The organism is Scytonema sp. UIC 10036, from assembly GCF_009725235.1.
This window is the reverse complement of sequence record NZ_WJFC01000003.1, coordinates 163,552-188,544: the sequence shown is the minus strand read 5'-3', so window position 1 is coordinate 188,544 and position 24,993 is coordinate 163,552. Positions and strand designations below refer to the sequence as shown.

Here is a 24,993-nt window from a genome sequence, read left to right as displayed (position 1 = left end):
AATCATAACTTTTCAAACATCCTCTAATAATTGGATAGCAGCTATTGTTTTCAAGCCTACAGTCACACGGCTTTTCTGAAAAAATCTTAATTGTTGTTGTTTTTTAGTATAACTTAGTCAGTAATTGGTGATTGGTGATGAGCATAATTATACCCTTGGGGCAAGACACTCCTATTTGTCCACCGGGTTGTGTACCCCACTTTTATGCTGCTCTGGCAGAACTTGCGCCCATTGGCATCTTTTACACAAATGCAGATGGACAATGTTTGTACGTTAATCCCTGGTGGTGTGCTGTTGCTGGAATCACAATTACAGAAGCACGGGGAGAAGGTTGGATTGATGGCTTGCACCCAGACGATCGCCAACGAGTTGTTTCCGAGTGGCAGCAAGCCGCACAATCCAAGTTGCCATTTCAATCTGAGTACAGGATGCTTCGTCCCGATGGTAAAGAAACCTGGGTGTTAAGTCAGGCGGTCGCCGAATTAGATGCCACTGGAACAGTGAAGGGATACGTCGGTACTGTGACTGATATCACACAGCGCAAGCAGATGGAGAACACTTGGCGAGAGAGTGAGGAACGCTGGCACCTGGCACTGCGCGGTAATAACGACGGCATTTGGGACTGGAACGTGCAAACCAATGAGGTGTTCTTTTCTAGCCGTTGGAAAGAAATGTTGGGCTTTGAAGATAGCGAAATCAACAATCACTGGGATGACTGGGCAAAACGAGTGCATCCCGACGATCTCGGTTATGTAACCGAGCTGATTCAAGACCACTTTGCTAAGAAAACACCATTTTATACTTCTGAACATCGGGTTCTATGTAAAGATGGCTCCTATAAATGGATTCTCGATCGTGGTCAGGCACTTTGGGACGAAGCAGGCAATGTAATTCGGATGACTGGCTCCCACACTGATATTACCGAACGCAAGCAGAAAGAGGTGGAACTGCGAGAAATAAGCGTGGCTCTCGAATATGCAGTATCGGGTATTGCAAAGTTAGATGTTGAGGGGCGGTATGTGTTTGCCAACCAAGCTTATGCTAGTGTAGTAGGCTACACACCGGAAGAAATGATTGGGATGGCATGGCAAAAGACCGTTCATCCTGAGGATCTGGAGAAAATGATTGCTGCCTACAATGTGATGCTGCAAAACGGTAAGGTTGAAATTGATGCTAGAGGAATTCGCCGGGATGGGTCGATTTTCTACAAACAGCTTGTCATGATTTCAATTTACAACGAGCAGCACAAATTTATTGGGCATCACTGTTTTATGAAAGATATTACCGATCGCAAACAGGTTGAAGAAGCTTTACAAAAAGCACAATCGCGCTTTGCCGGAATCTTAGAAATTGCCCAGGATGCTATTATTTCTGTAGACAACAATCAACACATTACCCTATTTAACCAAGGCGCAGAAAAAGTTTTCGGCTACATCGCAGAGGAGATATTGGGACAGCCTTTGGAGCGGTTATTGCCTCCCCGGTTTGCCGACATTCACCATCAGTACGTGCATGACTTTGCTCAATCGAGCGGTAATGCACGGCACATGGGTAGCAAAAAATTTCGTCAAATTGGAGAATGGGGGGAGATATTTGGTCGCCGCAAAGATGGCACTGAATTTCCGGCGGAAGCGTCTATCTCAAAGCTAGAACTGGGGGATGAAATTATCTTCACAGCGTTCTTGCGAGATATTAGCGATCGCAAACGCTCGGAAATGGAACTCAAACATCAAAAAGAAATTCTCCAGGCAATGTTTGACCACATTCCCCTCATGGTAGCGTTGTTCGATCAAAATATGCGTGTAGAGTTTATCAACCCCGAATTACAGCGAGTGTTGGGGTGGTCGCTACAAGACTGGCACCAATCTGATGTGTTAGCAAAATGTTATCCCGCTCCTGTAGAACGTCAAACTGTAATAGAACATATGCGAGCAGTCAGTGGCAAGTGGAAGGACTTCAGGACTCACACTGCCTCTGGAGAAACGCTGTACACTTCCTGGGCAAATGTACGGCTCTCCAACGGTTATGTAATTGGTATTGGACAAGATATTACAGAGCGCAAACAAACCGAATTAGAACTGCAACAGGCAAAAGAAAACGCAGAAGTGGCAAATCAGGCAAAGAGCCTTTTTCTAGCAAACATGAGCCATGAATTACGAACTCCTCTAAATGTGATTCTGGGATTTACTCAGGTGATGAGCCGCGATCGTTCTCTCAACGCCGAACAGCAAGAAAACCTCAAAATCATTCGTAAGAGCGGCGATCATCTACTCAATCTCATTAACGATATACTGGACTTGTCCAAGATTGAAGCGGGGCATGCTTCGATTGACACTAGCAATATCGATCTCGTTGCTTTGTTACATTCCCTTCTTTGTATGTTTCAGCAAAAAGCGGTTGCTAAGAGCATACAGTTTAATATCGACATTGACCCAATTCTGCCCCAATACATCACTACCGATCCCAGTAAACTCCGTCAAGTCCTTATCAACCTGCTGAGCAATGCGATTAAATTCACCAAGAGGGGAAGTGTTACACTCCGTGTCAAGGTGAATGAAGAAGGGGGAACTTTCAACTCTCAAGAACTGAAGAACTTGACTTCTCCTGTCTCCCTGCTGTTTGAAGTAGAAGACACGGGTATTGGTATTCCATCTCAGGATTTGGATCTCATCTTCAACGCCTTTGTTCAAGCAGAAGCCGGAAAAGGAGCAACAGAGGGAACTGGGTTGGGATTAACCATTAGCCGCAACCTTGCCCGTTTAATGGGAGGTAATATTACAGTCAGTAGCACAGTTGGACAAGGCACAACTTTCCAATTTACCCTTCCAGTTCTGCTTGCTACCAGTACAGATACACAGCCCGAACAAATTAACCGTCAGGTTATTGGGCTAGTTCCCAGTCAACCTCAATACCGCATTCTTGTAGTTGACGATCAGCCAGAAAATCGTTTGCTACTGGTCAAATTGTTGACTGACTTGGGATTAGATGTTCAAGAAGCAACAAACGGGCAAGAAGCGATCGCACTTTGGCAAGTATGGCATCCCCATTTCATCTGGATGGACATCCGAATGCCCGTTCTTAACGGTTACCAAGCAACAAAATGGATTCGAGAACAAGAAAATGCAGTTCAAAATCAAAACCAACCCTCGAAGATTATTGCTCTAACCGCTCATGCATCTGAGAGCGATCGCGATCTTGCCCTTGCAGCGGGCTGCAATGACTATATCAGCAAACCCTTTCAGGAAGAAACCTTGTTCAACATGATGGCGAAATATTTAGGGCTTTCCTATATTTATGCTGACAGCGAACCGCAATTAACAACCAACGACCTAACTGTCAACAATGTACTAACCTCTGAAAATTTGGCTGTCATGCCAGCAACTTGGATTGCTCAATTACATCGGGCAGCATTATCGTGTAATGAAGAAGAAGTTTTGCTTGTGATTGAGCAAATTCCACCCGAACACGCGTCTTTGGCAACAGAACTGAAGCAACTATCACAAAACTTTGAGTTCCATCAGATTATGCAGTTAGCTCAAGTAGTTCTCAATGTTTAAGAAGGCAGAAGTAAGAAGGCACGAGGCAGCTATCTTTCCTTCTGCCACAAGCCTCGTGCCCTCGTTTACTCAACTCCTCAAAAATGTCAACAACTGCTCCTCACTCAACTGAGCAACACCCAACTCCTGCGCCTTAGTCAACTTAGACCCCGCATCTTCCCCCACAACCAAATAATCGGTTTTCTTACTGATAGAATCCGTAACTTTTCCACCAGCTTTTTGAATCAACGCCTTTGCCTCATCCCGCTTTAAAGTTGGTAGAGTCCCAGTAATGACAAAAGTTTTCCCAGCGAACTTTTGGTTGCTATCGTTTTGTGCGATCGCATCTGGTAAAGTCTCCAGTTGCAATCCAGCATCTTTGAGCCGAGAAATCAAAGTTTGATTTGCATCAATATGGAACCACTGATAAACAGACTGAGCAATTTCCGCTCCAATACCGTGAATCTTTTCAATATCCGCTTGCGTTGCGTTAGCCAATTGTTCCACAGTGAGAAACTTTTCCGTCAAAACCTGTGCCGTCACGCTTCCAACATGACGAATACCCAAACCATACAGCACGCGAGACCAAGATTGGTTTTTTGATTGGGCTATAGCCTCTACCAAATTCTGTGCGGACTTTTTTCCCATCCTTTCTAATGCATATAAATTGTCTTCTGTCAAGTCATACAAATCGGCAACAGAATGCACAACCTCCTTGTCCACAAGTTGATGCACCAGCTTTTCACCCATACCCTTAATATCCAAAGCATCGCGACTAACCCAATGCTCAATTGCTCCTTTCAAGATAGCTGGACAGGAAGCATTTACACAGCGAGTCACCGCTTCATCCATTTCCCGCACCACGGGTTGACCGCAAACAGGGCAATGGGTAGGCATGACAAAGGGTTCCGTACCATCAGGACGCAGCTCTGGGAGAACTCGCAAAACTTCCGGGATGATTTCCCCCGCTTTACGCACAATTACAGTATCCCCAATGCGGATATCTAATTGAGCAATGCGATCGGCATTATGTAAAGTAGCACGAGAAACCGTAGTTCCTGCCAATTGCACGGGACGCATTTCTGCAAGAGGAGTCAACGCCCCAGTTCTACCCACATTAACCGCAATATTTTCCACACGAGTCGGTGCTTCTTCTGCAGCATACTTCAGCGCCACAGCCCAACGGGGAAATTTCTGCGTAAACCCAAGCTGTTCTTGAAGCTTGAAAGAATTTAGCTTTACGACTACCCCATCCGTCATATAAGGTAAATTCAGCCGTTCGGTATCCCAGTGTTCGTAATACTCAGCAACTTCTTTTAAAGAAGAACACAAGCGTTTGTTAGGATTGACTCGAAATCCCAATTTCTGCAACAATTCCAGTGCTTCCCACTGAGTACTGGCAATACTGGCATCATCTCTACCGGGAATATGCAACGTGTAAGCAAAGAAATCTAACCGCCGTTGCGCCACAATCCGGGAATCCAATTGCCTGAGTGTTCCCGCAGCAGCATTCCGAGGATTGGCAAATACCGCTTCACCTACTTTTTGCCTTTCTTGGTTGATTTTTTGAAAGACTTCTAGGGGCAAAAACGCTTCCCCCCGCACTTCTATTCTTTCTGGTAGGGATGCACCGGATATGTCAGATGTTTCAGATGCACCAGATCTGCCATGGCGCGTCTCTACATTTAGGCGCAAGGGAATCGAGCGAATAGTCCGCACGTTTTGGGTAATATCTTCCCCCGTTGTGCCATCACCTCTAGTTGCACCCCTGACGAGAACACCATTTTCATAAGTCAATGCTAAAGCAGAACCATCTATTTTGAGTTCGCAAACATACTCCACTGCGCCTGTGTTGGGTGATTGTCTCCGCCAGCGTTGATCCCAATTATTTAACTCATCTATATTAAATGCGTTCTCTAAGCTATAGAGTGGAATATTGTGACGCACCGAGGTAAACTGAGTCGCCGGTTTTTCTCCAACCCGTTGCGTGGGGCTATCTAGTGACACCAATTCTGGGTGTTGATTTTCCAGTTGTTGTAACTCTCGATACAACTGGTCATAAACCGCATCTTCCATAAAGGGAGAATCAAGGACGTAATAGGCATAACTAGCCTTTTGTAAGAGTTGTCGCAGTTCTTGAATACGCTGTTTAGCTTGCGTTTCTATCACTTCCATCGTCGTTCCCAAATTAGCAATCTGTCTTCAGTATTAACAAAGTCGTAGCTAATAGCTTAATCAAATTTAACTAACTCTGTCCTCTACTGTACAAGGTAGTACTCCACCACTCTCGTTCCCAGGCTCCGCCTGGGAACGCAGGTCGCGAGGCTCCGCCTCGCACTACAGGTAGAGTACAGGAGGCGGAGCCTCCCGTAAGGCATTCCCAGGCTGAGCCTGGGAACGAGGTGGTACAAATTCTCGATCGCCCATCAAAACTTATGAAGATAAAGTCATAGGAGCCATAAAACGTAATATTTTTCAAATATGGCATGAAACTTTTTTAAGTCATCTAGTGGTTACAGTTTCGGAAATTACTATTGAACAGTGACCAGTGACCAGTAACCAGTGACCTGCAATCAGTAAATTCCCTGACTTGCAAGTAGAGTCTTTAAAGAAGAAATCAATTCTTGTTTTCTTCCATACTGTTTTTTCTATAAAATCTAGAGCTTTTCTCGTATTATATTCGAGCAAATAAATATATTTTTGTGATGAAGATATTGATACTGTTTTTCAAGATACTGAGTTTTTAATAAACAGAAATAACTGCAAAAATACGATTTTAAAAAGTTATTGACTTGACTTATCTACGAATATTTACTGTTAGCTTTATTTCCAATAAGAAGCATAATATTGATTCAGTAATAATAGTGAGATTCCAACAATTGTTTGAATCTGAAATCTGAGGAAAGCTATTTTTCAATTTTTCCAAGCTAAATTTTACCTAAATATGAAAATTTCTCACCAAGCCCTCTTGCCAGTAATTGTAGCTTTGACAACTATCTTTGGAGGCTGTTTATTGAATGCAGAAGCAGCTACCTTTCGTAAGCTTAGAACCATAAATGAAAATCGTCCGCGTTATGTTACAGTAGGCGATCCAGCACATTCTGTTATCCATCCAGGAACAGGATTTGATGGTGTTGTAGATTTAGTCATCAAAACTGATTTAGAAACCTTCGGTTGTTCGGGTTCTTTATTAACCTCAGGCAGACATATTCTTACAGCCGCCCATTGTTTTACTGACGGCTCTCAAAATATTATTGCTAATAGTATTCAAGCTTTTTTCGATCTACCTACAGGTTCTACATCCATAAAGAGTGCAAATCTCTTTATTCACTCAGACTGGACTGATGACTTTAGTATTATCAATGGCGATATTGCTATCATAGAACTAGCGTCAGAAGCACCTTTAGCAGCCGAACGTTATAATATTTATCGCAATACAGATGAAGTTGGGAAGATAGGCATTAAAGTAGGTTATGGTTATTCTGGTAACGGTCATGAAGGAGGTGTTTCATGGGATGGATTAAAACGCCTTGGTAAAAACATTTACGATGCTCCAGGCGAAATTTTATCCACCCTGCCTGAACTAGACACTTTCCCAGGTGCTAGCGCAGTTTTAGCCTATGATTTTGATAATGGTTTATCAGCTAACGACGCCTTTGGAGTCCACTTTAGTCTTTCAGACACCGGACTAGGATTGGATGAAATCAATTCAGCACCAGGTGATTCTGGAGGACCAACATTTATCAATGGACTCATTGCTGGAATCACATCATTTGGTGTGTGTTATGGTTATCCAGACTGTTCGGGTTCTGATATTGACAACATTCTAAATTCCAGCTTTGGAGAATTCAGTGGTGATACCAGAGTTTCAACATACGCAAACTGGATTGACAGTATTCTCAGCCGTCCTGCAACAGTCCCAGAACCCAGTACAATTGGTGCGCTCTTACTCGCAGGATTCGCAGCCCTTCGTTACCGGAAAAAATTATAATGGCTAAGAGCTAATGGCTAATGGCTAATGGCTGTTTGTAAGCATGGCTACAATATTGCAATCGTATTTTTAGGCTTAACCGACAAGTATTGCTTTAGGATTCCTATAATTACTCATTGCTATTAACTATTAGCAATTAGCCATTAGCCATTAGCAATTAGCCATTAGCAATTAAAAATTTATTCATCCTCTGCATCCAATGGAATTTCAATAATAAATTCTGTTCCTTGACCGAAAGATGAAATACATTGCAACATTCCATTATGTTTTTGAGCTATAATTTGGTGACTAATAGAAAGACCTAATCCAGTCCCTTTGCCTTCTGCTTTTGTGGTAAAAAAAGGATTAAATATCTGATTCTGTACTGGTTCAGGCATTCCGGGTCCATTGTCTGCTATCCGGATCAGAACTTTTGTATCTTCCACAAGTTCGGTTTTAATGTGAATTTTTGGACAATGGGAATTAGGAGTAGATTCTATGCCCCACGCCCCATTCCCCATCCCTTCTTCTAAAGCGTCTATAGCATTTGTTAATAAATTCATAAAAACTTGATTGAGTTGTCCGGGGTAGCATTTCACAGGAGGTAAGTTTTCATACTCTTTAATGACTTCTATCATGGGACGCTTGGGTCGAGCTTTGAGACGGTGTTGCAAAATCATGAGAGTTGTTTCTAATCCATCGTGGATATCGACAGCTATTTTTTGATCTCCGTCTGCACGCGAGAAGTTTCTGAGGGACTGCATAATCCCTTGAATGCGATCTGTCCCTAGTTTCATTGAGGAAATAACTTTAGGCAAATCTTCTAGTATGTGATTTAGGTCAATTGTCTCCATTTCTTCTTCTATCTCGCTTCCCGGATTTGGAAACTCTTTTTGGTAAAGTTTCATGAGATGGACAAGATCGTATACATATTGGTCAGCATAATGTAAGTTACTAAAAATAAAGCCTAAAGGATTGTTAACTTCATGAGCCACACCAGCTACAAGCTGTCCTAAGGAAGATATTTTTTCGCTTTGTACTAGCTGCAATTGAGCTTTTTTGAGTTCTTCAAGAGCTTCAGAAAGTTCAGCAGTTCTGCTTTTTACTCGATTTTCAAGTTGTTGTTTTTGCTGGTCTAATTCTAGATTCAATCGTCTAAGTTTTAAATGGACTTGTATCCTAGCTAATATTTCTTCTTCTTGAAATGGTTTTGTAATATAATCGACTGCTCCTAAATTCAGACCCTTGACTTTTTGTCCTGTTTCAGAAAGAGCAGTCATAAAAATAATAGGAATATCTTTTGTCATCGGATTTGATTTAAGTATGCGGCACGTTTCAAATCCATCAATTTTTGGAATAATTATATCTAACAAAATTAAATCTATTGGTTCATTGTAAGCTTGTTCAATGCCATTTGTACCATCCATTGCAATCAACACGTTATAGCCAGCATCACTTAAGGTGATATTTAAATAATCTAAATTAGCTTTACTATCGTCAATTACTAAAATTGTTTCTTTTCTTGCTGAAGAATTTAGTTCGGTTTCATGTTGATGCCAAGCTTGCATGATAGTTTACCCTTAATTTTTTTGATAAAAACTGATGAAAATTTCAATTGGCTTTTCTAGGTGAAGAAGGTATAAGAGAATAAAGTTTAGAACATAAGCTTGAAAAGTTTTTTAACTAAATAATTATTTTTACTTAATAAACTAGTTATTTGTCAAACAGTCATGCAAGTAAAATTACTTAGAATTTTAGAAAAATACTTTTTTCAATGACATAATGGCACAAACAAAAGTCCTCCAAGGTAGCTCTCATACTTCTGTTGAGAGAGTTGGTCAAGTTTATAGTGCCCAAATAGAATTTGAAAATTTAAGTATATTGAAAATAATTAAAGAAAACTTGGTGGCTGCGGACAGATACTGATGAAAAAAAGACGCTTCCATTGAGCGCGTCTTTATACCTTGAAGTAGGTAGGGCTAAAGTCTGTATTTACCCGATCGCACAAAGCAGCAGCCAACCCTACTGCATTCCCAGACGGAGCCACCGGATCGAGAAAACAAATCTCCTAGCCCCTAACCCCTAACCCCTAGCCTCTAACCTAAAATTTGTAAGTTAACAGTTGAATGGCACTATTTTCTGGGAGATTGCCAGAGCTAATAGTTATGGTGTCGCTATTGCTGCGGCGCACTGTCACACCATCCATCGCAGTCAAAAATTGATCTAATGGGGAAATATCACACGTAGCAGCATCAGCTGCTTGTGTACGGTAATGGGTAGGAATCACTAGTTTGGGATTGATGACTTGAATGGCTTGCTTGGCTTCCTCAGCGTTGTAAGCTTTTGGTCCTCCTCCTACGGGAACTAACGCCACATCAGGACGCCCCATCAGAATTTTTTGCTCTATGGAGATGGGCGCAGCTGCCCCCCCTAAATGGAGAACGCTAATACCTCCTTGTTTCCACAGCCAAGCGGTATTTATGCCAAATTGCTTTCCGCCTTTGCGATCGTGATTTATGGCAATTCCTTGAAATTTAATGCTATTGAACTCGTAAACTCCCGGTTCGTAAATGAGTTTGGGATTTCCAGGAATATCTTCTACAGCGCCCTCATCTAACAGTTGACTGCTAATCAATACCAAATCTGCCTCGACTTTAGGTGGACGATACCCTGCGGTACAACCTACTGTCCGAAAGGGATTTGCCAGAATTCTTACGCCGCCACCAGTAAACAGAAAGGAGGTATGACCCAACCACTGAATTGATAATGAACCACCAGATCGAGGCTTAGACTGAGCATTTGCTTGAAATTCAGAACTCAAACCACTCAGCAATGCTGTCACCACTCCTGCCCCTGTATAGCCCATGAACTGTCGTCGTTTCATGAAGAATTCCGCTCTCTAGACTGCAATTGTTCCAGAAAGTTTCGCAATAACTGCTTTCCTGAATGTGTCAGGACACTCTCTGGGTGAAATTGGACGCCTTCAATATGAGGATAGTTCCGGTGTCGTACTCCCATAATTGTTCCATCCTCAACCCATGCAGTGATTTCCAGCACCTCTGGGCAAGTGTCGCGCTCAATCACTAGACTATGATACCGGGTTGCGGTCATTGGACTTTCTAATTCTCGGAAAACACCGATTCCTTTATGATGAACCGGAGAAGTTTTGCCATGCATTAATTCAGGTGCGGAAATAATCTTACCGCCAAAAACCTGACCGATGCTTTGATGCCCCAAACAAACTCCTAGAATTGGCAAGCTAGGTCCGAGCTGTTCGATGACACTTAGAGAAATGCCTGCATCTTCAGGACGACCTGGTCCTGGTGAAATCACGATTCCATCTGCTTTTAAAGCAATAATTTCATCTATGGTTATTTTATCGTTCCGAAAAACTTTGATATCGGAGGTGACTGGGAATTCTGCTGCCAATTCTCCCAGGTACTGTACTAAGTTATAGGTAAAACTATCGTAATTATCAATAACTATAATCACAAGCTATGGCTCCTGATTTCTGCCAATCATCATATCATTTTGGATGCTTAGATGATGCGGAAAGTTATCAGGAGGAGCCATCGGCTAAATAACCGAGATAATTAAGATGTATAGCGGAGGTAACAACAGCATTGCCGCTACAAGTAGCGCTACCATAGCGGATACAAGCACCGCTCCTGCCGCACAATCTTTAGCTATTTTTGCTAACTCGTGATACGTTTGCTTAACTGTCAGGTCTACTATAGATTCTATAGCTGTATTCAGTAACTCTAGTGCTAAAACTAAACCACTGGTAACCGCAATAACCGCTATTTCCACTGGTTTAAGATGTAATAAAAGACTCAATGCGATCGCTAGAGCGCATACACCAACATGAATGCGAAAATTGCGCTGGCTTTGAAAAGCATAGGTGATTCCGCACCAAGCATACTTAAAACTAACAAATAAATTAGAAGCAACCTTCCATGAAAATTCCCGTTGTTTGGGAACAACTGTCTCCAGGCAACTTGGCGTTGGTGGTGCTGAGACTTGCGGGGGTGATGAAACTTGTTGGGACATAGGCGTGGACACAAGAGAGTAAAGAGGTTATCAGAATTTTCAGTTCTTGTAATTGTGTAACAGGTATATAAACAATTTTTTTACGAGAGTTTCGCAAGATGACAATTCCAGAATAACACTAAGAAGTTATTAAGCAAGAGCTATTCTACGTTAATATCAATACCTATATCCTTCAGTAATATTACTTGCTGGTTCAGCATTTGGTTCAAACTCTGTTCATCTGGATGATCCCAACCCAGGAGATGCAGCAAACCATGAGCTGCCAACCAAGCTAATTCTGTCTGTAAAGAATGCCCTTGCTGTTCGGCTTGTTGTTGCGCTGTCTCAAGAGAAATAACAATATCACCAAGATACAATGGGGCTTCAGTGTCTATTTCCTCTCCTTGAGGAAAATCTACCTCAAGAGCCGCAAATGATAAAACATCTGTAGGTTTATTCTGATGACGGTATTGAGAGTTCAGCTCGTACATTTCGCTGTTATCCGTCAAGCGCAACCCAATTTCATATGTTGGCGCTAGCCCAGACTCATCATCCAGTCTTTCCATCCACTGCCCAAACCAATTTTGCCAAGTTTCAGCAGTCATTCGAGTTTGGGCATTCCAAAAATCTAGATTTGTTTCTTGGGACGATTCAGTAACACAGTCCTGTACATAAACATCGACTTTCACTGGCTATAAATTCTCCCACACTTAAGTTATTTAGCCCTATAGGGTGGGCACTGCCCACCCTACATAAATTGCCTCAATTAGATAACATTCTTAATATTTATTAATCAATCCCCTGTGTGAACCGATCGCCGCTCAGCGAGTTAAGTAAGCGAGACCCACCAAAACAGCTAAAAGCCCCACAGTCGTCAGGAAAAAATGTTTGAGAGAGGTGAGTCGCTTCTGCACCATGTTTCTCATGGCAAGTTTTACGTAGCTGGGTTGAGGTTCCGTCGAAGGAGAGTCACTCATAATCTTTTGTTAACTAACTCTAGTAATAATGTAACAGTTTGTGTAGTAAATTGGTTAGTTGTTAGTTGTTAGTTGTTAGTCGAGAAATCACTAACCACTAACCACTAACCACTAACTATTTGCTACCAACTGATTTTCTTGCCTGAGATAAGCTTGGATAAACGAATCGATTTCGCCGTTCATGATATCGGCGATCGCAGTTGTTTCTTCGTTTGTTCGCAAGTCCTTAACCATTTGGTACGGATGGAATACGTAGTTGCGGATTTGGTTACCCCAAGAAGCTTCCACCATATCACCCCGAATTTCTGCAATTTCCTTAGCGTGTTGTTCTTGGGCAATCACCAACAGTTTCGCTTTCAACCGGGCAAGGGCTTTTTCTTTGTTTTGCAGCTGGCTGCGTTCTTCCGTACAACGCACGGCTATACCCGTGGGAATGTGAACAACCCGCACGGCAGTTTCTACCTTGTTGACATTTTGTCCACCTTTGCCACCAGATCTAGAGGTTGTAATTTCCAAATCCTTCTCTGGAATTTCCAGTTGTACGCTGTTGTCTAGCTGAGGCATAACTTCTACTCCAGCAAAACTTGTTTGTCGCTTCCCGTTAGCATTGAAAGGCGATATTCGCACCAGACGATGAGTACCCGTTTCGGAACGGAGATACCCATAGGCATAGCGCCCCGTAATTTCTATAGTTGCAGATTTAATACCTGCTTCATCGCCTTCAGACACTTCAGTAAGCGCCACCTTATAGCCCTGGTTTTCTGCCCAACGGGTATACATCCGCAACAACATTTCTGCCCAATCTTGGGCATCCGTACCACCAGCACCCGCATTGATTGTCAATACAGCCCCATTTTCGTCATAGGGACCCGAAAGTAATTGGAGTAACTCCCATCGATCGAGTTCGCTGTTAAGTTTGTTGACAGTAGATTCGGCTTCTTCGAGGAGTCCTTCATCCGTTTCCAACTCTAAAAGCTCTACCACAGCTTTTGTATCTTCCAGATTGGATTTCCACTGGTGATACTGCTGCAAGTGCGATTTCAGTTCATCAAGTTCTTGCAGTATTGTTTGGGCTGTGTTGCGATCGTCCCAAAATTCCGGCTGGGCTGAAATTTTTTCCAGGTCTTGAATTTTAGCAGTCAGTGCGGGTATGTCAAAGATAGTCCTGAGTTTTACCCAGGCGATCGGACAACGTTTCGATTTCGCGTTTAAGTTCTAATACTTCCATAATGTTGACTGATGAAAGATCGCTTTACAATGATATGCGATCGATTTATAAACTTGTTTACCTTTTTATTCTACCTATACTTGAACAATATACGTAGTTCCGTATGCTTGATGATTGATATTTTTCAGAGCGATCGCTGCTTTGAGTTCAGCGAGAAATTACAGTAGACATCTCCAAACGACTAGAGCGCGATCGCGTGGAGCAGGTTCCGATACTTTTGTTGTTGGTAGTGCGTGGGGAGTTGCGCTTACCACAGATAGAACACTCTTTTAGAGGTCATTTATAAAGGAAATCTTAAATCGCCAAATGCATTGTGTAGGTTGGGTTGAGGAACGAAACCCAACAATGATGTTATACCACCCCTGCTGATAGTGACAGGGGTTTCCAACAGCCCGACTTGTTGGTGTTGTTAATGGAACTGGATCGGCTATTGCATCGCTGAGTGTTCAAATTGATGATTTGGTTGCAACTCCTGTGTCAATTAGCCCGCTCGGAACTTTTGACCATCTACTTGATTTTACAGGACTTAACTCCGGACCCTATACCCTCAAGGTCAATGCCGCCGATTTTGCTGGTAATACTTCTCATGCCAGCTTTTCTTTAACGCTAAATCTTTCTCCAACACCGCCAGCAATTTTAGCTGCTTTAGCTAACGATACGGCTCCTAGTGGTACAACGAACAGCGATCGCATTACTTATGACCCCACGATCGCAGGAACTGATAGGCGATCGCACCGATGAATATGATGAGACGTTCTTCCTCCCGACAGTCGTGCGAAGGTTTCACTTACTTGCGTCGGGTTCAAGCATCACCCAAGAATTTACTATTAGCGTTACCAACGTTAATGAATCTATATTGGCAACAATATAACTATTTGCAATGTGGGTAATACGAATTTTCACCAGGATAGGTGAAACTTAGAAGCATCAGGTTTTGGAGAGGGGCATGATTATCACCCTTGCTAGTTTTAAAGGAGGTGTCGCCAAAACAACGAGTGCTATACACCTCGCCTGCTATTTTTCTAAAAAATTTTGGGGTAATTCAACTCAATAATTTAGTGAATATTCCAGTTTTCCAAAGTTTACAATTTCAAGCTAATGTTAATATTTCTTGTCTTTGAGGTTGGCTAGATAGTAGCCCGTTTTCCCGCCATTGATGCGGAATAATTCGATAACTACTTGTTGCTCAGTGATACCGTACAATTCAACAAAATCGTCATAATTGATATCAGAGTTATTGAACCTGTAGAAGATATCAGCATTTTTGACAAACCAGCGACCTGCGCGACATTCGAGTATGCGGTACTTCTCAGGATATACAATGGTGTCCATAACCTAAACTAGAAGCGGAATGTGGGTTTCAACGCTTTATCAGCAACGATCGCGATGTTGCGGCGTAGGGACAGCTTACTTTTGATCGGGGACGGGCAGGATTGCCCATCCCACATTCTGGGGATAATTTATTAATTCCCAATCGCCAATCGCCAGCCCCTAGCTCCCAATCCCTGATTCTTTATTTAATCGCGACTATTTAAAGCAATAAGCAATCGCAAGATAAAAATAAAGAGGTTGATGTAAGTTAGATACATCGATAAAGCAGCAGGTAGATACTGGTCATCACGGTAAGTACGGGGCAAGATGTAGAAGTCAACGACAGATACGCCAATAAAGAGAAAGACTCCCACACCCGAAATGCCAATTTCCAGCCAAGTAGGTGTATAAACACCAAACAAGCTAAATAAAAATTGCACTCCAACGACAACAACTAGTGCAATTAACCCTAAGTTAATGGTTCTTGTCAAAGCCATACCATCTGACTCAGAGAGATTTGAGCCAATTTGACGGGCAGCGATAAAAGTGACACCACAACCAAGGGCTGCGAGCCCAATACCTTGTATGCCTACACCTTGAGTTCGCAATGCAACGAAAATCAAACCACTGAGAGTATATCCAGATAAAAGGCTGTAAGTTGCCAACAGGGGTAGTGCAACTTTCTTGTTACCTTTTTCGGCAACATTTTGGGCAACAAAGAACAAAATCAATTCCACAATCACCGCCCCAATGAAAGTGGGGAAAAACAGCGCTGGGTGATTACGGATAACACCGAGTCCACCATAAGTCCCCAACGCAGTGAGAACCAACCCGCCTCCTAAGTAAGGCAGGGCGTTGGCGATCACGTTGGGACCTAGTAGGGCTTGCGTTTTAGCCTTAGAAATCGCTTCTCGGAAGTTGCTGGTATTGCTCATATTTCAAGGGAAGAGGTTTTTAAGCCAAGAATTGTTGTTTGCGTTTACTTCTATTTTTACCGATCGCTTCTCCGAACAGCCACAATACTACAGCAGCTCTTCCCTAACCCCCACCTCCTAACCCCTAACCCCTCCTTACTTTACACGATTTAACATTTCTCCGCATAAAGGTAAGCTGTGCATGAATCCAGAAGCACAGGAAAAAGAATCCGTGTAAATGCTGATTCTTGCGGTGGAGCCTCTTATAAGTTCAGTGGAACAACGAATGGTTTCCAAAGGGCTTCCTAAGGAAAATAATGACAGCTTTGAAAAACGTATACGCAACTCTTATTTTTCCCAAAAACCAGTAGTTACTAAAGAGGAATTTATTATGATGGCAACTAATCAATCTTCTACCCGGTTTGATGGCATAGAATTATTACAGTTGTACCACCAGAACCCTTCCATTAAACTTCGCAATCAGCTCGTACAGTTACATACTGGACTGGTACGCAAGATGGCTCATAAATTCAGCCATCAATGCAACGAACCATATGAAGATTTAGAACAAATTGGTTATTTTGGTCTAATAAGAGCTATTGAGCGCTTCGATCCTACCCAAGGATACGCTTTTAGTTCCTTTGCAGTTCCTTATATTCGTGGTGAGATGCTGCACTTTTTACGCGATCGCAGCACCCTACTAAAAATTCCCCGTCGCTGGCAAGAGCTGTATAATGAAGGACAAAAAGTTCGTAAAGAATTATCGATAGCGTTAGGTCGTCCTGCCAAAGATTCAGAAATTGCCAAAGAACTTAAGGTATCCGTACAAGAATGGCAAGAAACCAAGTTAGCGGCTCAAAACCGATTGCCTTTAAGTTTAGATGCTACCGTAGTTCAAAACGTTGATTGCCAAATCACCTTAGGAGAAGCACTGCCCTGTCCTCGTTTTGCCGTCCTCCAACAATTAGAAGAAGAACAGCAACAACTTCAAGGAGCCATTAATAAGCTAGAAGAAAAGCCCCGCATGGCAGTTGAAATGGTGTATTTAAAAGAACTATCTCGTAAAGATGCAGCCAAGAAAATTGGCACCAGCCCAATGACAGTCACAAGATATCTCCAAAAAGGAATCCAAGACTTAGTCACCATGTTACAACCACAAGCAGTTGCAACAAGTGCATAGTTAGTTGTTAGTTGTTAGTTGTTAGTTGTTAGTTGAACCACTAACCAATAACCAATAACCAGTAACTAATTTATTTAGATTTTAAATCAGCAATTGCCCCTTTTGTCATAGCAGCAATAGCTTTATCGTTAGCTTTTGGCAAATGATAATATTTACCTCCAGCATTCTTGGCTAACTCTTTAGCAAACCCAGTAGAAACAAATTTACTTTCAGTATCTATTACTAATAACTGCATTCCCAAAGCTCGTATTCTGGCAGCAATGTCTAACAACTCTGCTTTTATATCTGGTTTTTGCCCTGGTTCTTGGGGTTCACCTAAAGAACGCGACAAAGGAATATTGCCACGTCCATCAGTGATCGCTACAATCACAACTTGACCGATATCACCACTCATTTGAGCATTTAAACCGACACGTACAGCTTGAGTTAAACCATGAGCGAGTGGCGAACCACCACCACACGGTAATCTTTCCAAACGATTACGCGCCAGTGCAATAGAACGAGTTGGCGGTAATAAAACTTCTGCCTGTTCTCCTCTAAAAGGAATCAAAGCAACTTGGTCGCGGTTTTGATATGCTTCTGTCAGCAATTGCATTACTGCTCCTTTGGCTGACTGCATTCTGTTCAGTGCCATAGAACCCGATGCATCCACAATAAAAATAACAAGAGCACCCGCTTTTCTCACCAAACGCTTTGAGCGGATATCACCTTGCTCTACAAATACCCGCTTTTTGGGGGAAGAGGGGGTAGACAAGGGAGAAATGTTGCCACCTTGTCTACCTTGTCTACCTTGTCTACCTTGTCTACCTTGTCTACCTTGTCCCTGATTCTCATACCTCTGCCGTCTTGCTTTCTGATAGGGGGCTGCAGTGCGGAGAGTGGCATCTACAGCGATGCGCCGTACTTTTCCTTTGGGCAACATCGGTTTGATGTATCGTCCCCGATCTTCTGAAAAAATTAAGCTGCGACTGCCAGATTTTCCTTGCCGTTGTGCCATCTGAGCAAAATAAAGCACGCTGGAATCGAGAATGACTCCTTCAGGATCGAAGATAAATTCTTCAGGAACGCTTGGTGGTTCTTGTTCTGGCTGTTCTTGTTCCTCTTGTTGCTCTTCCTGTTCCTCTTGTTCTTGTTCGGAATCATCTTGAGGTTCTTCTTGATTCTGAGGTGGGGGAGGTGGTGGCGGTGGTTCTTCGAGTGGAGGTGTTTGTATAATAGTTGTCCGTGGCACTATAACGAGTTCCACAGCACGCCGCAAATCTTCAGCAGTGACTTGCGTGCGTCCATCTAAAGCTGCAGATGCTTTGGCAACTCGCACGGCAAATATTTCAGCACGATGTCCCTGAACTCCTCCACGTACTGCTTCTTCTACCAAGTAACCAATTTGTTCGTGAGAGATGGTAACTTCTTTTAACCATTCCCGTGCCAAGATAATTTGGGTTTTGAGGGCGTCTATATCTTCGCTGTACTGTTTGATAAATTCTTGAGGTGATTGGGAGTAGGAAATTGCTTTTTCTACTGCTTGCACTCTGTCATCTAAACCTAGGACACCATCAGCAGAAAGCGCGATCGCAATTCGATCGAGTAAGTGTTCCCGCAGAGTCCCTTCTTCTGGGTTATAGGTAGCGATGAACAAGGGCTTGCAGGGATGCTGAAAACTAATGCCCTCTCGTTCTATCTGGTTGCGCCCCTCAGATAAAACTGTGAGAAGTTGATTTGAAATTTGGTCATCTAATAAGTTAATTTCATCCACATAAAGAACGCCGCGATTCGCTTGAGCAAGCAAACCGGGTTGAAAAACAGTATCCCCTTGTTTAACCGATTCTTCCACATCCACAGAACCCAAAAGTCTGTCCTCTGTTACGCCTAGAGGAATTTGGACAAAAGGAGCGCTTATGATTTCTGTTTCTACTGTTGTGGACTGGGCATCCTGTTCTACAAGGGTTTCTAAAATTTTATCATCCCATTCTTCTAGATGATTGGGGTCGCAATTGCTGATAGAACCCTTAACAACTTCAATCGGTGGGAGTAAGGCGTGGATAGCACGCGCCATAACTGATTTTGCCGTACCGCGACGACCTGCGATCGCTACACCTCCCAAACCCGGATCGACTGCAGCTAACAGCAGGGCTATCTTGATTGCTTCTTGACCGACAACGGCTGTCAAGGGAAAGGCTGTACTGAGAGGGTTAATGGTAGGCGCGGGCATAGACATTTTGAATAAAAGTTAGTCTAGATTCAGCATACCAAACATGATTGTTCCTAGTAGGTTGGGTTGAGGAACGAAACCCAACATTGAATCAAATTGTTGGGTTTCGTTCCTCAACCCAACCTACACAATACGTTTGGCGATTTAAGTAAATCTCCAACTTGTCGCGATCGCACCAACAGCCAGTATACGAAAGAGTTTCTTCATTGTATATTGTCCTTGACTGAGTTTGATTAGGGAGCGGGAATGCTAGAAACAGTAAACGGCAAGTCAGGTGATAACCCTGCTCCACGTCTATTAAACTGAGAGTTGACAACAAGCAGCCTATCTTTAGCTTGGGCAATGGTGGTCGGGTATGCAATTGATGGATCGGTTGTGCTGGAGACCACACTACCGCGAGAGAAATCTTCGTCTAGTTGCACTTTGACTATCAACTGTTGCTGGTTACGCACGACGTACAAAATTCGCCCGAAACTGAGCAAGATACCATCACCGTTGGTTAGCCTTTCACCGCCCAAGTCAATTTCCGTTACCTGTTGGCTTGCAATACCAATTCGGAATAACTTTCCGGTATTAGATTGCACAACAATTAAGTACTTGCCATCATAAGTGGCAGCAATACCGTTCAAGTTAAAGCCTGACTGATACACCAATTCTGTACCAGTCAAATCGAGCCAAGGCGAAAACTCGATTTCGTTTGCTTCGTTAGTCGAAACTTTGTATAAAGTCGGGTCTAATGAGTCAGTAAAGTAGGCATCTCCGTTTGGGGAGATAGCTACATCATTGATGAATGTAGAAGTTTTTTGGTTGTTGAACTTACCAAGCAGTTCGCGGGTATGAGTGTCGTAGACAAAGATTTGACCGGTATTGCCTCCTGCTACAAACAGTCGGTTTTTGCGATTGTCCACTTTCAAACCGGCGGCTGCTGTGCGTCCATCAGTACCACCTGATAGGAACACGTCTGCTGATTCTTGCCTGAGATTGCCTTGGAAAATCGTCCCATCTGTAGTGCTACTGACAAAAAAGTCTTTAGTTGTTCGTTGGTAGGCAATACCCTCTGGAAAAACTCTCTCACCAGGAAGGATATACTGGTTGAGATTGGTAACCTTGGCTTGAGTACTGGCGATCGGTAAAGAATTGAAGGTAATCAATGAGATTACCATGGCGAGGAACAGCAAGATGAACCTCAATCTAGACATCTATTTTCTTCTTTCTTCCTCAGTGGACAATCCCACATTGAGCGCTTATTGTTAACTACTGATTGCCTGTGATTTAACTTTTAGTTAAAAGGTTAAACAATTAAGAATCTTTACATTTTTCACCGTTAGGTGTCGCATCAGTGTAGTAGGTAATTATTGCCCTTTCCTTCCTAACAAAGACTGTAGGGAAAATTTTTCCAGTTTCTTGGTCTCGTGCATTATATATGCAAGCTCCGTCAGTTTCTCCTTGCAGTTTAAAGACTTTTGTGACATCTAAAAGCATTTCTTGAGCATTACTAAGATAACCGTATCCTTTAATAACATCTGTCACTATTTGGTTACCTTGCTTGATGACAACTCCTAATGTATATATAACACCAGGAACAACTTCCTCGCGAGTTTTATCGCTGACAAAGTGTCCTCCAATTCCCAGATTTTGTAATTCTAAATATCTGCCATAAAAATGTAAGCCACCGATATCATTAGCGTTATATATTTCTCCACAAAAAATATGTTCAAATCCGCGACGCTTAAACCAAATTTCTGTTAAATCTTCTAAAAATTGTGCTTTTCCCCTGCGTCCGGGACGCAATTCTCCCTTGGTCACTTGCTGAAGTTTTTGCAATACATCTGGATAAGATGACAGCAACTTCTTAAATTTATCAGGGCTAACTCTAGTACCTATAGAACCGCAGACGTTTAATACAGCTTTGTCGAAGGAATTCAATTGAGGAGGTGGAGGGGAAATATCGAGTTTTTGTCCTTCAGGAAAGTCTACAGGTACGGGATTGTTTTCATTGTCAAAAAAGGGTATGAGTTTGATATCTTGTTGCTGAGCATGCACGGGACTATGCAGCCAAATTGGGTAAGTCAGCAAATACATACCAAAAATAGGAGTCAATTGCTTGAGGTTCATATTGACCGAGGAAATTGCAAAAAATTTATGGACAAAGTAAACACGTAGGGTGAGCATTGCTAGCCCTGTCAAGGTGAATCAAAGCTTTGGAAAATCATATCATGTTCGTTTATATACCTTGAATAAATCTCACGCAAAGGCGCGAAGGCGCTAAGAAATTATGCACCTTTTATTATGGTTATGCTAGCGGAGATGATATGAATCGCTCTCTCACTTCTTACCTCTGTGTACTCTGCGTCTCGGCGGTTAATTAAATGGCTTTTGAACCGCAGAGTAAGCTCCAGAGCGCAGCAGAGAAGATGAGGAATTAAGTGAAGAAATAATTACACGTCGCCACCTGGCTTTTTTAGGGAGAAGAAGCAATGAAACCAGCCTTGGTTGATACCAACATTTTATCTTTGCTTGTACCTAACAAAAAATGAGTCCTCAAGCGATGGAAGTTCCACCTGATTGAGGACTTATGAAATTCCCACATCCTTTTAAACAGACGTGTTGACTGATACGTTAAATATGAATTCCACACTCTGTTTTATTACTTCCCCGCCAGCGTCCAGCACGCTCATCTTCACCATCAGCGACTGGGGTTGTAATAGGCTCATCACCAATGCTTGGATACCCTTGGTCATGTAAAGGGTTATAAATAACACCATGTTCGGCAACGTATTCCCAAGAGAGTTGGCGCGTCCAATTTGCTAGAGGATTTATCTTGAGGCGCTTGTTACCATCTAATTCAAAGATGGGCATATTGGCACGGGTGACAGCTTGATCGCGACGGCGTCCAGTAATCCAAGCAAGGGTGTTCAGTTCGGATAGACCTCTTTGCAAAGGTTCTATCTTGGTAACTTCATGGAATTTAGCAATGTCTGTATCCCAAAGTGCTTCCCCATATTTGGCGACAAAGGCTTCGCGACTGTCTACATCGGGTGTTTTGTAAACTTTCAAATCCAGGTTGTAGATGTCTTTGGCTTTGGCAACAAGTTCTAGTGTTTGTGGGAAGTGGTAGAGGGTATCGAGGAAGATTACGGGGACTGGATGCTTGAGGTCTCGATACAAAATATCGGTAACGATCAGGTCATCGACGTTGAAGGCGCTGGTTTGTACCAGTCCGGTTGGGTGATTTTGCACAGACCACGCCAGTATTTCTCTTGGATGAGCGGTCTCGAATCTTTCATTTAACTTGTCTAAGTCAAGAGTGGTACTTTGGGGTCTAAACGCAGTGGTCATAATTTTCCAGTCCAATTGTTCCTTGCTTAAATGTATCCTAATTTTACACCACAATGGCACATAACTTGGTCGGAATTCTGGAAAAGCTAAATTCGGTACATTGGATATAAAGCAGTATCTTGTAACACCAGCAAGGACTTGACAAATAATATCATGTCTGCTTATATACCCTGAATAAAACTCACGCAAAGACGCGAAGGCGCTAAGAAATTAAGAAATTTTTCCACATGGTTATGCTATGGGACTAGATATGAGTGCGGAGCGTTCCTTCCGTTGCAGCATAGAGTGTCGCAAAGAGCACGAAGGAAAGAGAGAAGAGAGAATTTTACAAATGATTTAGGATTGCTATATAATTACCAGCACTCAATTCGAGATAAAATATCCAAAACATTGCAGTTATGCAAGACTAGTTAACTTAACAATACCTAGAACATTTTAACCCATGTCTCTACAAGAAGAGATTGACAAAACAAGGCAAGAAATTCGGACAGATGGCTACTCAATGTCTATTGGTGAGTGGATTAGTCTTTATGAGAAAGATGAAATCGATATTCATCCAGATTTTCAAAGATTTTTTCGTTGGTCAGAGCATCAAAAATCTACTTTTATAGAATCAATTCTTTTAGGTATACCAATTCCGCCAATTTTTGTCAGTCAAAGAGAAGATGGTATTTGGGATGTTATCGATGGTTTGCAGAGACTGTCAACTATATATGAATTTGTGGGTATCTTTAAACCCGATACTCAAGAACAAGATACATCATCTGTTCAAACACGAGATAAACCTTTGTTCGCTTTACAAAAAACAACGTATTTACCTTCTTTAGCAGGGAAAAAGTGGGACGATCCAGATGATAAAGAAAACTCTTTGACGCAGGCACAACGTTTATTGATAAAGCGAGCAAAAATCGCAGTCAATATTGTTGAAAAAGAAAGCGATCCAATGATTAAATATGAGCTATTTCAACGACTAAATACAGGAGGCTCAATTGCCACAGAACAAGAAGTAAGAAATTGCATTTTGTTAATGTTAGATAAGAATTTATATAGATTGATGCGATCGCTTGCAGATCGTGAGGCATTTAAAAGCTGCATTGCTTTGAGCGATCGACTTTATGAAGAACAATATGATATGGAATTAGTATTACGTTTTCTTCTTTTATTTGATGAAGATGATAAAAGCATTCAAAGTTTGTGCGGAGATGTCAGCTTTTTTTTAACAGATAGAATGCGTGACATGGCTGTTAAAAAAGATTGGGATGGAAGTCATATAGAGAGAGCATTTGAGGTGACCTTCAATACTCTTAATGAAGTTATGGGGGATAATAGCTTCAAAAGATATAAATCTGAGAATGACAGATTTCTTGGAGGATTTTTATTATCTGCATATGAGGTAATAGCACTAGGAATTGGATACAACTATCGAAATCTACCTCCAACAAACCAAATATCTGAGCGGATAAAAAACATTTGGTCAGATCCAACATATCAAAAATGGTCAGGAGCAGGAGTGAATGCGGCGAGACGTTTACCCTATCTTATTCCACTTGGTAGAAAGGTATTTTCACCTTTATGAGCATCCGAACTGCTGAACAATTAAGTGATAAGTTGTCTGGTGACCTTGCTTGGCGAAAGAAAGAACTTTCAGAAATCAAATCTTTGGTAGAAGCGAAAAATGTTTCTGACCAAAGACACAAAGTATTACTTCGGAGTGGAATATGTATACTCTATTCCCACTGGGAAGGTTTTGTAAAATTAGCAGCAAATTCTTATCTAGAATATGTCAGGTCAAAAAAGCTTACCTATAAGGAACTTTCTACTAATTTTTTAGCTTTAGCAATGAAAGAAAAACTTAAGGAAGCAAAAGATACAAATAAACCATCATTGTATATACCTGTTTGTGATTTTTTTGTTTCTGAATTAAATCAAAGATGTATTTTACCTAAAGATGTTATATCGACTGCATCAAATCTATCTTCTGAAATTTTAAAAGAAATAACTTATATTCTTGGAATAGACTTTTCACTCTACTCTACTAAATCGGTGCTAATTGATACTAAACTTTTAAAGACAAGAAACGAAATTGCACATGGTGATTATTCGCTGTTTGATAAGGGTGAATATATAGAGTTACATTTAGAAGTTATAGGAATGCTTGATACATTTCGTAACCAGATAGAAAATGCAGCTATCCAGAAAAAATTTATGCAGATTTCAACTTAATTCAACTTGATAAAATACTCTGATTTGTGTGTATTTCATTAGACTTTTTGCAGCCTAAAATGAATAATTAACCGCAG

At 41.9% G+C, this 24,993-nt stretch carries 23 protein-coding genes; 9 read left to right on the top strand and 14 right to left on the bottom strand.

The window, feature by feature from the left end:
- Positions 1–137 precede the first annotated feature (137 nt).
- Entirely contained in the window at positions 138–3,557 is a 3,420-nt protein-coding gene (locus F7734_RS03105; RefSeq protein ID WP_155743335.1) for a PAS domain S-box protein, read from the top strand.
- 69 nt (positions 3,558–3,626) lie between these two features.
- On the opposite strand, the gene ligA is transcribed toward F7734_RS03105, so the two are convergent.
- Positions 3,627–5,711: an NAD-dependent DNA ligase LigA gene (gene ligA, locus F7734_RS03100; RefSeq protein ID WP_155743334.1), complete on the bottom strand. Its 2,085-nt coding sequence runs from the start codon at positions 5,709–5,711 to the stop codon at positions 3,627–3,629.
- 769 nt (positions 5,712–6,480) lie between these two features.
- On the opposite strand from ligA, the gene F7734_RS03095 reads away from it, so the two are divergent.
- On the top strand, positions 6,481–7,527 hold the full coding sequence (locus F7734_RS03095; RefSeq protein WP_155743346.1) for a trypsin-like serine protease: 1,047 nt from the start codon (positions 6,481–6,483) through the stop codon (positions 7,525–7,527).
- A 179-nt stretch (positions 7,528–7,706) separates the two neighbouring features.
- Here the strand turns inward: F7734_RS03095 and F7734_RS03090 are convergent, their stop codons facing one another.
- From F7734_RS03090 to prfB, 7 genes are all read right to left on the bottom strand, one after another.
- Positions 7,707–9,074: a response regulator gene (locus F7734_RS03090; RefSeq protein ID WP_155743333.1), complete on the bottom strand. Its 1,368-nt coding sequence runs from the start codon at positions 9,072–9,074 to the stop codon at positions 7,707–7,709.
- Between the two features lie 533 nt (positions 9,075–9,607).
- Entirely contained in the window at positions 9,608–10,390 is a 783-nt protein-coding gene (locus F7734_RS03085) for an MBL fold metallo-hydrolase (RefSeq protein ID WP_155743332.1), read from the bottom strand.
- The gene (locus tag F7734_RS03080; RefSeq protein WP_166481694.1) at positions 10,387–10,998 is read right to left on the bottom strand and encodes an aminodeoxychorismate/anthranilate synthase component II; all 612 of its coding nucleotides are present in this window, start codon (positions 10,996–10,998) and stop codon (positions 10,387–10,389) included. The genes F7734_RS03085 and F7734_RS03080 overlap by 4 nt, the downstream gene beginning before the upstream one ends.
- 84 nt (positions 10,999–11,082) lie before the next feature.
- Positions 11,083–11,556 carry a diacylglycerol kinase gene (locus F7734_RS03075; protein WP_155743331.1) on the bottom strand — a complete coding sequence of 158 codons (474 nt, stop codon included), beginning with the start codon at positions 11,554–11,556 and terminating at the stop codon, positions 11,083–11,085.
- Positions 11,557–11,696: 140 nt separating this feature from the next.
- Positions 11,697–12,224, bottom strand: coding sequence for an rRNA maturation RNase YbeY (gene ybeY / locus F7734_RS03070; protein WP_166481693.1), 528 nt, complete (start codon positions 12,222–12,224; stop codon positions 11,697–11,699).
- Positions 12,225–12,356: 132 nt separating this feature from the next.
- Positions 12,357–12,512 (bottom strand): DUF3285 domain-containing protein, encoded by a 156-nt coding sequence (locus F7734_RS03065; RefSeq protein ID WP_155743330.1) that lies wholly within the window; start codon positions 12,510–12,512, stop codon positions 12,357–12,359.
- 111 nt (positions 12,513–12,623) lie between these two features.
- A protein-coding gene (prfB, locus tag F7734_RS03060; RefSeq protein ID WP_155743329.1) for a peptide chain release factor 2 occupies positions 12,624–13,740 on the bottom strand; the annotation gives its coding sequence in 2 pieces (ribosomal slippage) (positions 12,624–13,667 and positions 13,669–13,740; 1,116 coding nt in all).
- Between the two features lie 114 nt (positions 13,741–13,854).
- Here prfB and F7734_RS03055 point away from each other — a divergent pair.
- The 4 genes from F7734_RS03055 (at position 13,855) to F7734_RS03040 (ending at position 14,794) form a co-directional block, all read left to right on the top strand.
- Complete coding sequence (locus tag F7734_RS03055) at positions 13,855–14,013, top strand: hypothetical protein (protein WP_155743328.1); 159 nt, start codon at positions 13,855–13,857, stop codon at positions 14,011–14,013.
- 201 nt (positions 14,014–14,214) lie between these two features.
- Complete coding sequence (locus tag F7734_RS03050; protein WP_155743327.1) at positions 14,215–14,481, top strand: hypothetical protein; 267 nt, start codon at positions 14,215–14,217, stop codon at positions 14,479–14,481.
- Positions 14,438–14,611, top strand: coding sequence for a hypothetical protein (locus F7734_RS03045; RefSeq protein WP_155743326.1), 174 nt, complete (start codon positions 14,438–14,440; stop codon positions 14,609–14,611). The genes F7734_RS03050 and F7734_RS03045 overlap by 44 nt, the downstream gene beginning before the upstream one ends.
- 75 nt (positions 14,612–14,686) lie before the next feature.
- Positions 14,687–14,794, top strand: coding sequence for a ParA family protein (locus F7734_RS03040; RefSeq protein ID WP_243146646.1), 108 nt, complete (start codon positions 14,687–14,689; stop codon positions 14,792–14,794).
- Positions 14,795–14,841: 47 nt separating this feature from the next.
- On the opposite strand, the gene F7734_RS03035 is transcribed toward F7734_RS03040, so the two are convergent.
- Positions 14,842–15,072: a hypothetical protein gene (locus F7734_RS03035; protein WP_155743325.1), complete on the bottom strand. Its 231-nt coding sequence runs from the start codon at positions 15,070–15,072 to the stop codon at positions 14,842–14,844.
- Between the two features lie 185 nt (positions 15,073–15,257).
- Complete coding sequence (locus F7734_RS03030) at positions 15,258–15,986, bottom strand: Bax inhibitor-1 family protein (RefSeq protein WP_155743324.1); 729 nt, start codon at positions 15,984–15,986, stop codon at positions 15,258–15,260.
- A gap of 373 nt (positions 15,987–16,359) precedes the next feature.
- On the opposite strand from F7734_RS03030, the gene F7734_RS03025 reads away from it, so the two are divergent.
- The gene (locus F7734_RS03025; RefSeq protein WP_155743345.1) at positions 16,360–17,145 is read left to right on the top strand and encodes an RNA polymerase sigma factor SigF; all 786 of its coding nucleotides are present in this window, start codon (positions 16,360–16,362) and stop codon (positions 17,143–17,145) included.
- 70 nt (positions 17,146–17,215) lie between these two features.
- Here F7734_RS03025 and F7734_RS03020 read toward each other — a convergent pair whose 3' ends face one another.
- The 4 genes from F7734_RS03020 to cysH all read right to left on the bottom strand — a co-directional run bounded on the left by F7734_RS03020 (position 17,216) and on the right by cysH (position 22,693).
- Positions 17,216–19,354 (bottom strand): magnesium chelatase subunit D family protein, encoded by a 2,139-nt coding sequence (locus F7734_RS03020; protein ID WP_155743344.1) that lies wholly within the window; start codon positions 19,352–19,354, stop codon positions 17,216–17,218.
- A 233-nt stretch (positions 19,355–19,587) separates the two neighbouring features.
- On the bottom strand, positions 19,588–20,553 hold the full coding sequence (locus F7734_RS03015) for an SMP-30/gluconolactonase/LRE family protein (RefSeq protein WP_155743323.1): 966 nt from the start codon (positions 20,551–20,553) through the stop codon (positions 19,588–19,590).
- Positions 20,554–20,653: 100 nt separating this feature from the next.
- Complete coding sequence (locus F7734_RS03010; RefSeq protein WP_207713994.1) at positions 20,654–21,469, bottom strand: EndoU domain-containing protein; 816 nt, start codon at positions 21,467–21,469, stop codon at positions 20,654–20,656.
- Positions 21,470–21,973: 504 nt separating this feature from the next.
- Positions 21,974–22,693 carry a phosphoadenosine phosphosulfate reductase gene (cysH, locus tag F7734_RS03005; RefSeq protein ID WP_155743322.1) on the bottom strand — a complete coding sequence of 240 codons (720 nt, stop codon included), beginning with the start codon at positions 22,691–22,693 and terminating at the stop codon, positions 21,974–21,976.
- Positions 22,694–23,135: 442 nt separating this feature from the next.
- On the opposite strand from cysH, the gene F7734_RS03000 reads away from it, so the two are divergent.
- Together F7734_RS03000 and F7734_RS02995 are read left to right on the top strand one after the other, a co-directional pair.
- Positions 23,136–24,269, top strand: a complete 1,134-nt coding sequence (locus tag F7734_RS03000; protein WP_155743321.1) for a DUF262 domain-containing protein — start codon at positions 23,136–23,138, stop codon at positions 24,267–24,269.
- Positions 24,266–24,916, top strand: coding sequence for an MAE_28990/MAE_18760 family HEPN-like nuclease (locus F7734_RS02995; RefSeq protein WP_155743320.1), 651 nt, complete (start codon positions 24,266–24,268; stop codon positions 24,914–24,916). Before F7734_RS03000 ends, F7734_RS02995 begins: the two co-directional genes overlap by 4 nt.
- The last annotated feature ends 77 nt before the right edge of the window (positions 24,917–24,993 follow it).

Coding starts and splice junctions, on each gene's coding strand:
- F7734_RS03105 (WP_155743335.1), top strand. CDS start 138: ATGAGCATAATTATACCCTTGGGGCAAGACACTCCTATTTGTCCACCG.
- ligA (WP_155743334.1), bottom strand. CDS start 5,711: ATGGAAGTGATAGAAACGCAAGCTAAACAGCGTATTCAAGAACTGCGA.
- F7734_RS03095 (WP_155743346.1), top strand. CDS start 6,481: ATGAAAATTTCTCACCAAGCCCTCTTGCCAGTAATTGTAGCTTTGACA.
- F7734_RS03090 (WP_155743333.1), bottom strand. CDS start 9,074: ATGCAAGCTTGGCATCAACATGAAACCGAACTAAATTCTTCAGCAAGA.
- F7734_RS03085 (WP_155743332.1), bottom strand. CDS start 10,390: ATGAAACGACGACAGTTCATGGGCTATACAGGGGCAGGAGTGGTGACA.
- F7734_RS03075 (WP_155743331.1), bottom strand. CDS start 11,556: ATGTCCCAACAAGTTTCATCACCCCCGCAAGTCTCAGCACCACCAACG.
- F7734_RS03065 (WP_155743330.1), bottom strand. CDS start 12,512: ATGAGTGACTCTCCTTCGACGGAACCTCAACCCAGCTACGTAAAACTT.
- F7734_RS03045 (WP_155743326.1), top strand. CDS start 14,438: ATGACCCCACGATCGCAGGAACTGATAGGCGATCGCACCGATGAATAT.
- F7734_RS03040 (WP_243146646.1), top strand. CDS start 14,687: ATGATTATCACCCTTGCTAGTTTTAAAGGAGGTGTCGCCAAAACAACG.
- F7734_RS03035 (WP_155743325.1), bottom strand. CDS start 15,072: ATGGACACCATTGTATATCCTGAGAAGTACCGCATACTCGAATGTCGC.
- F7734_RS03030 (WP_155743324.1), bottom strand. CDS start 15,986: ATGAGCAATACCAGCAACTTCCGAGAAGCGATTTCTAAGGCTAAAACG.
- F7734_RS03025 (WP_155743345.1), top strand. CDS start 16,360: ATGGCAACTAATCAATCTTCTACCCGGTTTGATGGCATAGAATTATTA.
- F7734_RS03020 (WP_155743344.1), bottom strand. CDS start 19,354: ATGCCCGCGCCTACCATTAACCCTCTCAGTACAGCCTTTCCCTTGACA.
- F7734_RS03015 (WP_155743323.1), bottom strand. CDS start 20,553: ATGTCTAGATTGAGGTTCATCTTGCTGTTCCTCGCCATGGTAATCTCA.
- F7734_RS03010 (WP_207713994.1), bottom strand. CDS start 21,469: ATGAACCTCAAGCAATTGACTCCTATTTTTGGTATGTATTTGCTGACT.
- cysH (WP_155743322.1), bottom strand. CDS start 22,693: ATGACCACTGCGTTTAGACCCCAAAGTACCACTCTTGACTTAGACAAG.
- F7734_RS03000 (WP_155743321.1), top strand. CDS start 23,136: ATGTCTCTACAAGAAGAGATTGACAAAACAAGGCAAGAAATTCGGACA.
- F7734_RS02995 (WP_155743320.1), top strand. CDS start 24,266: ATGAGCATCCGAACTGCTGAACAATTAAGTGATAAGTTGTCTGGTGAC.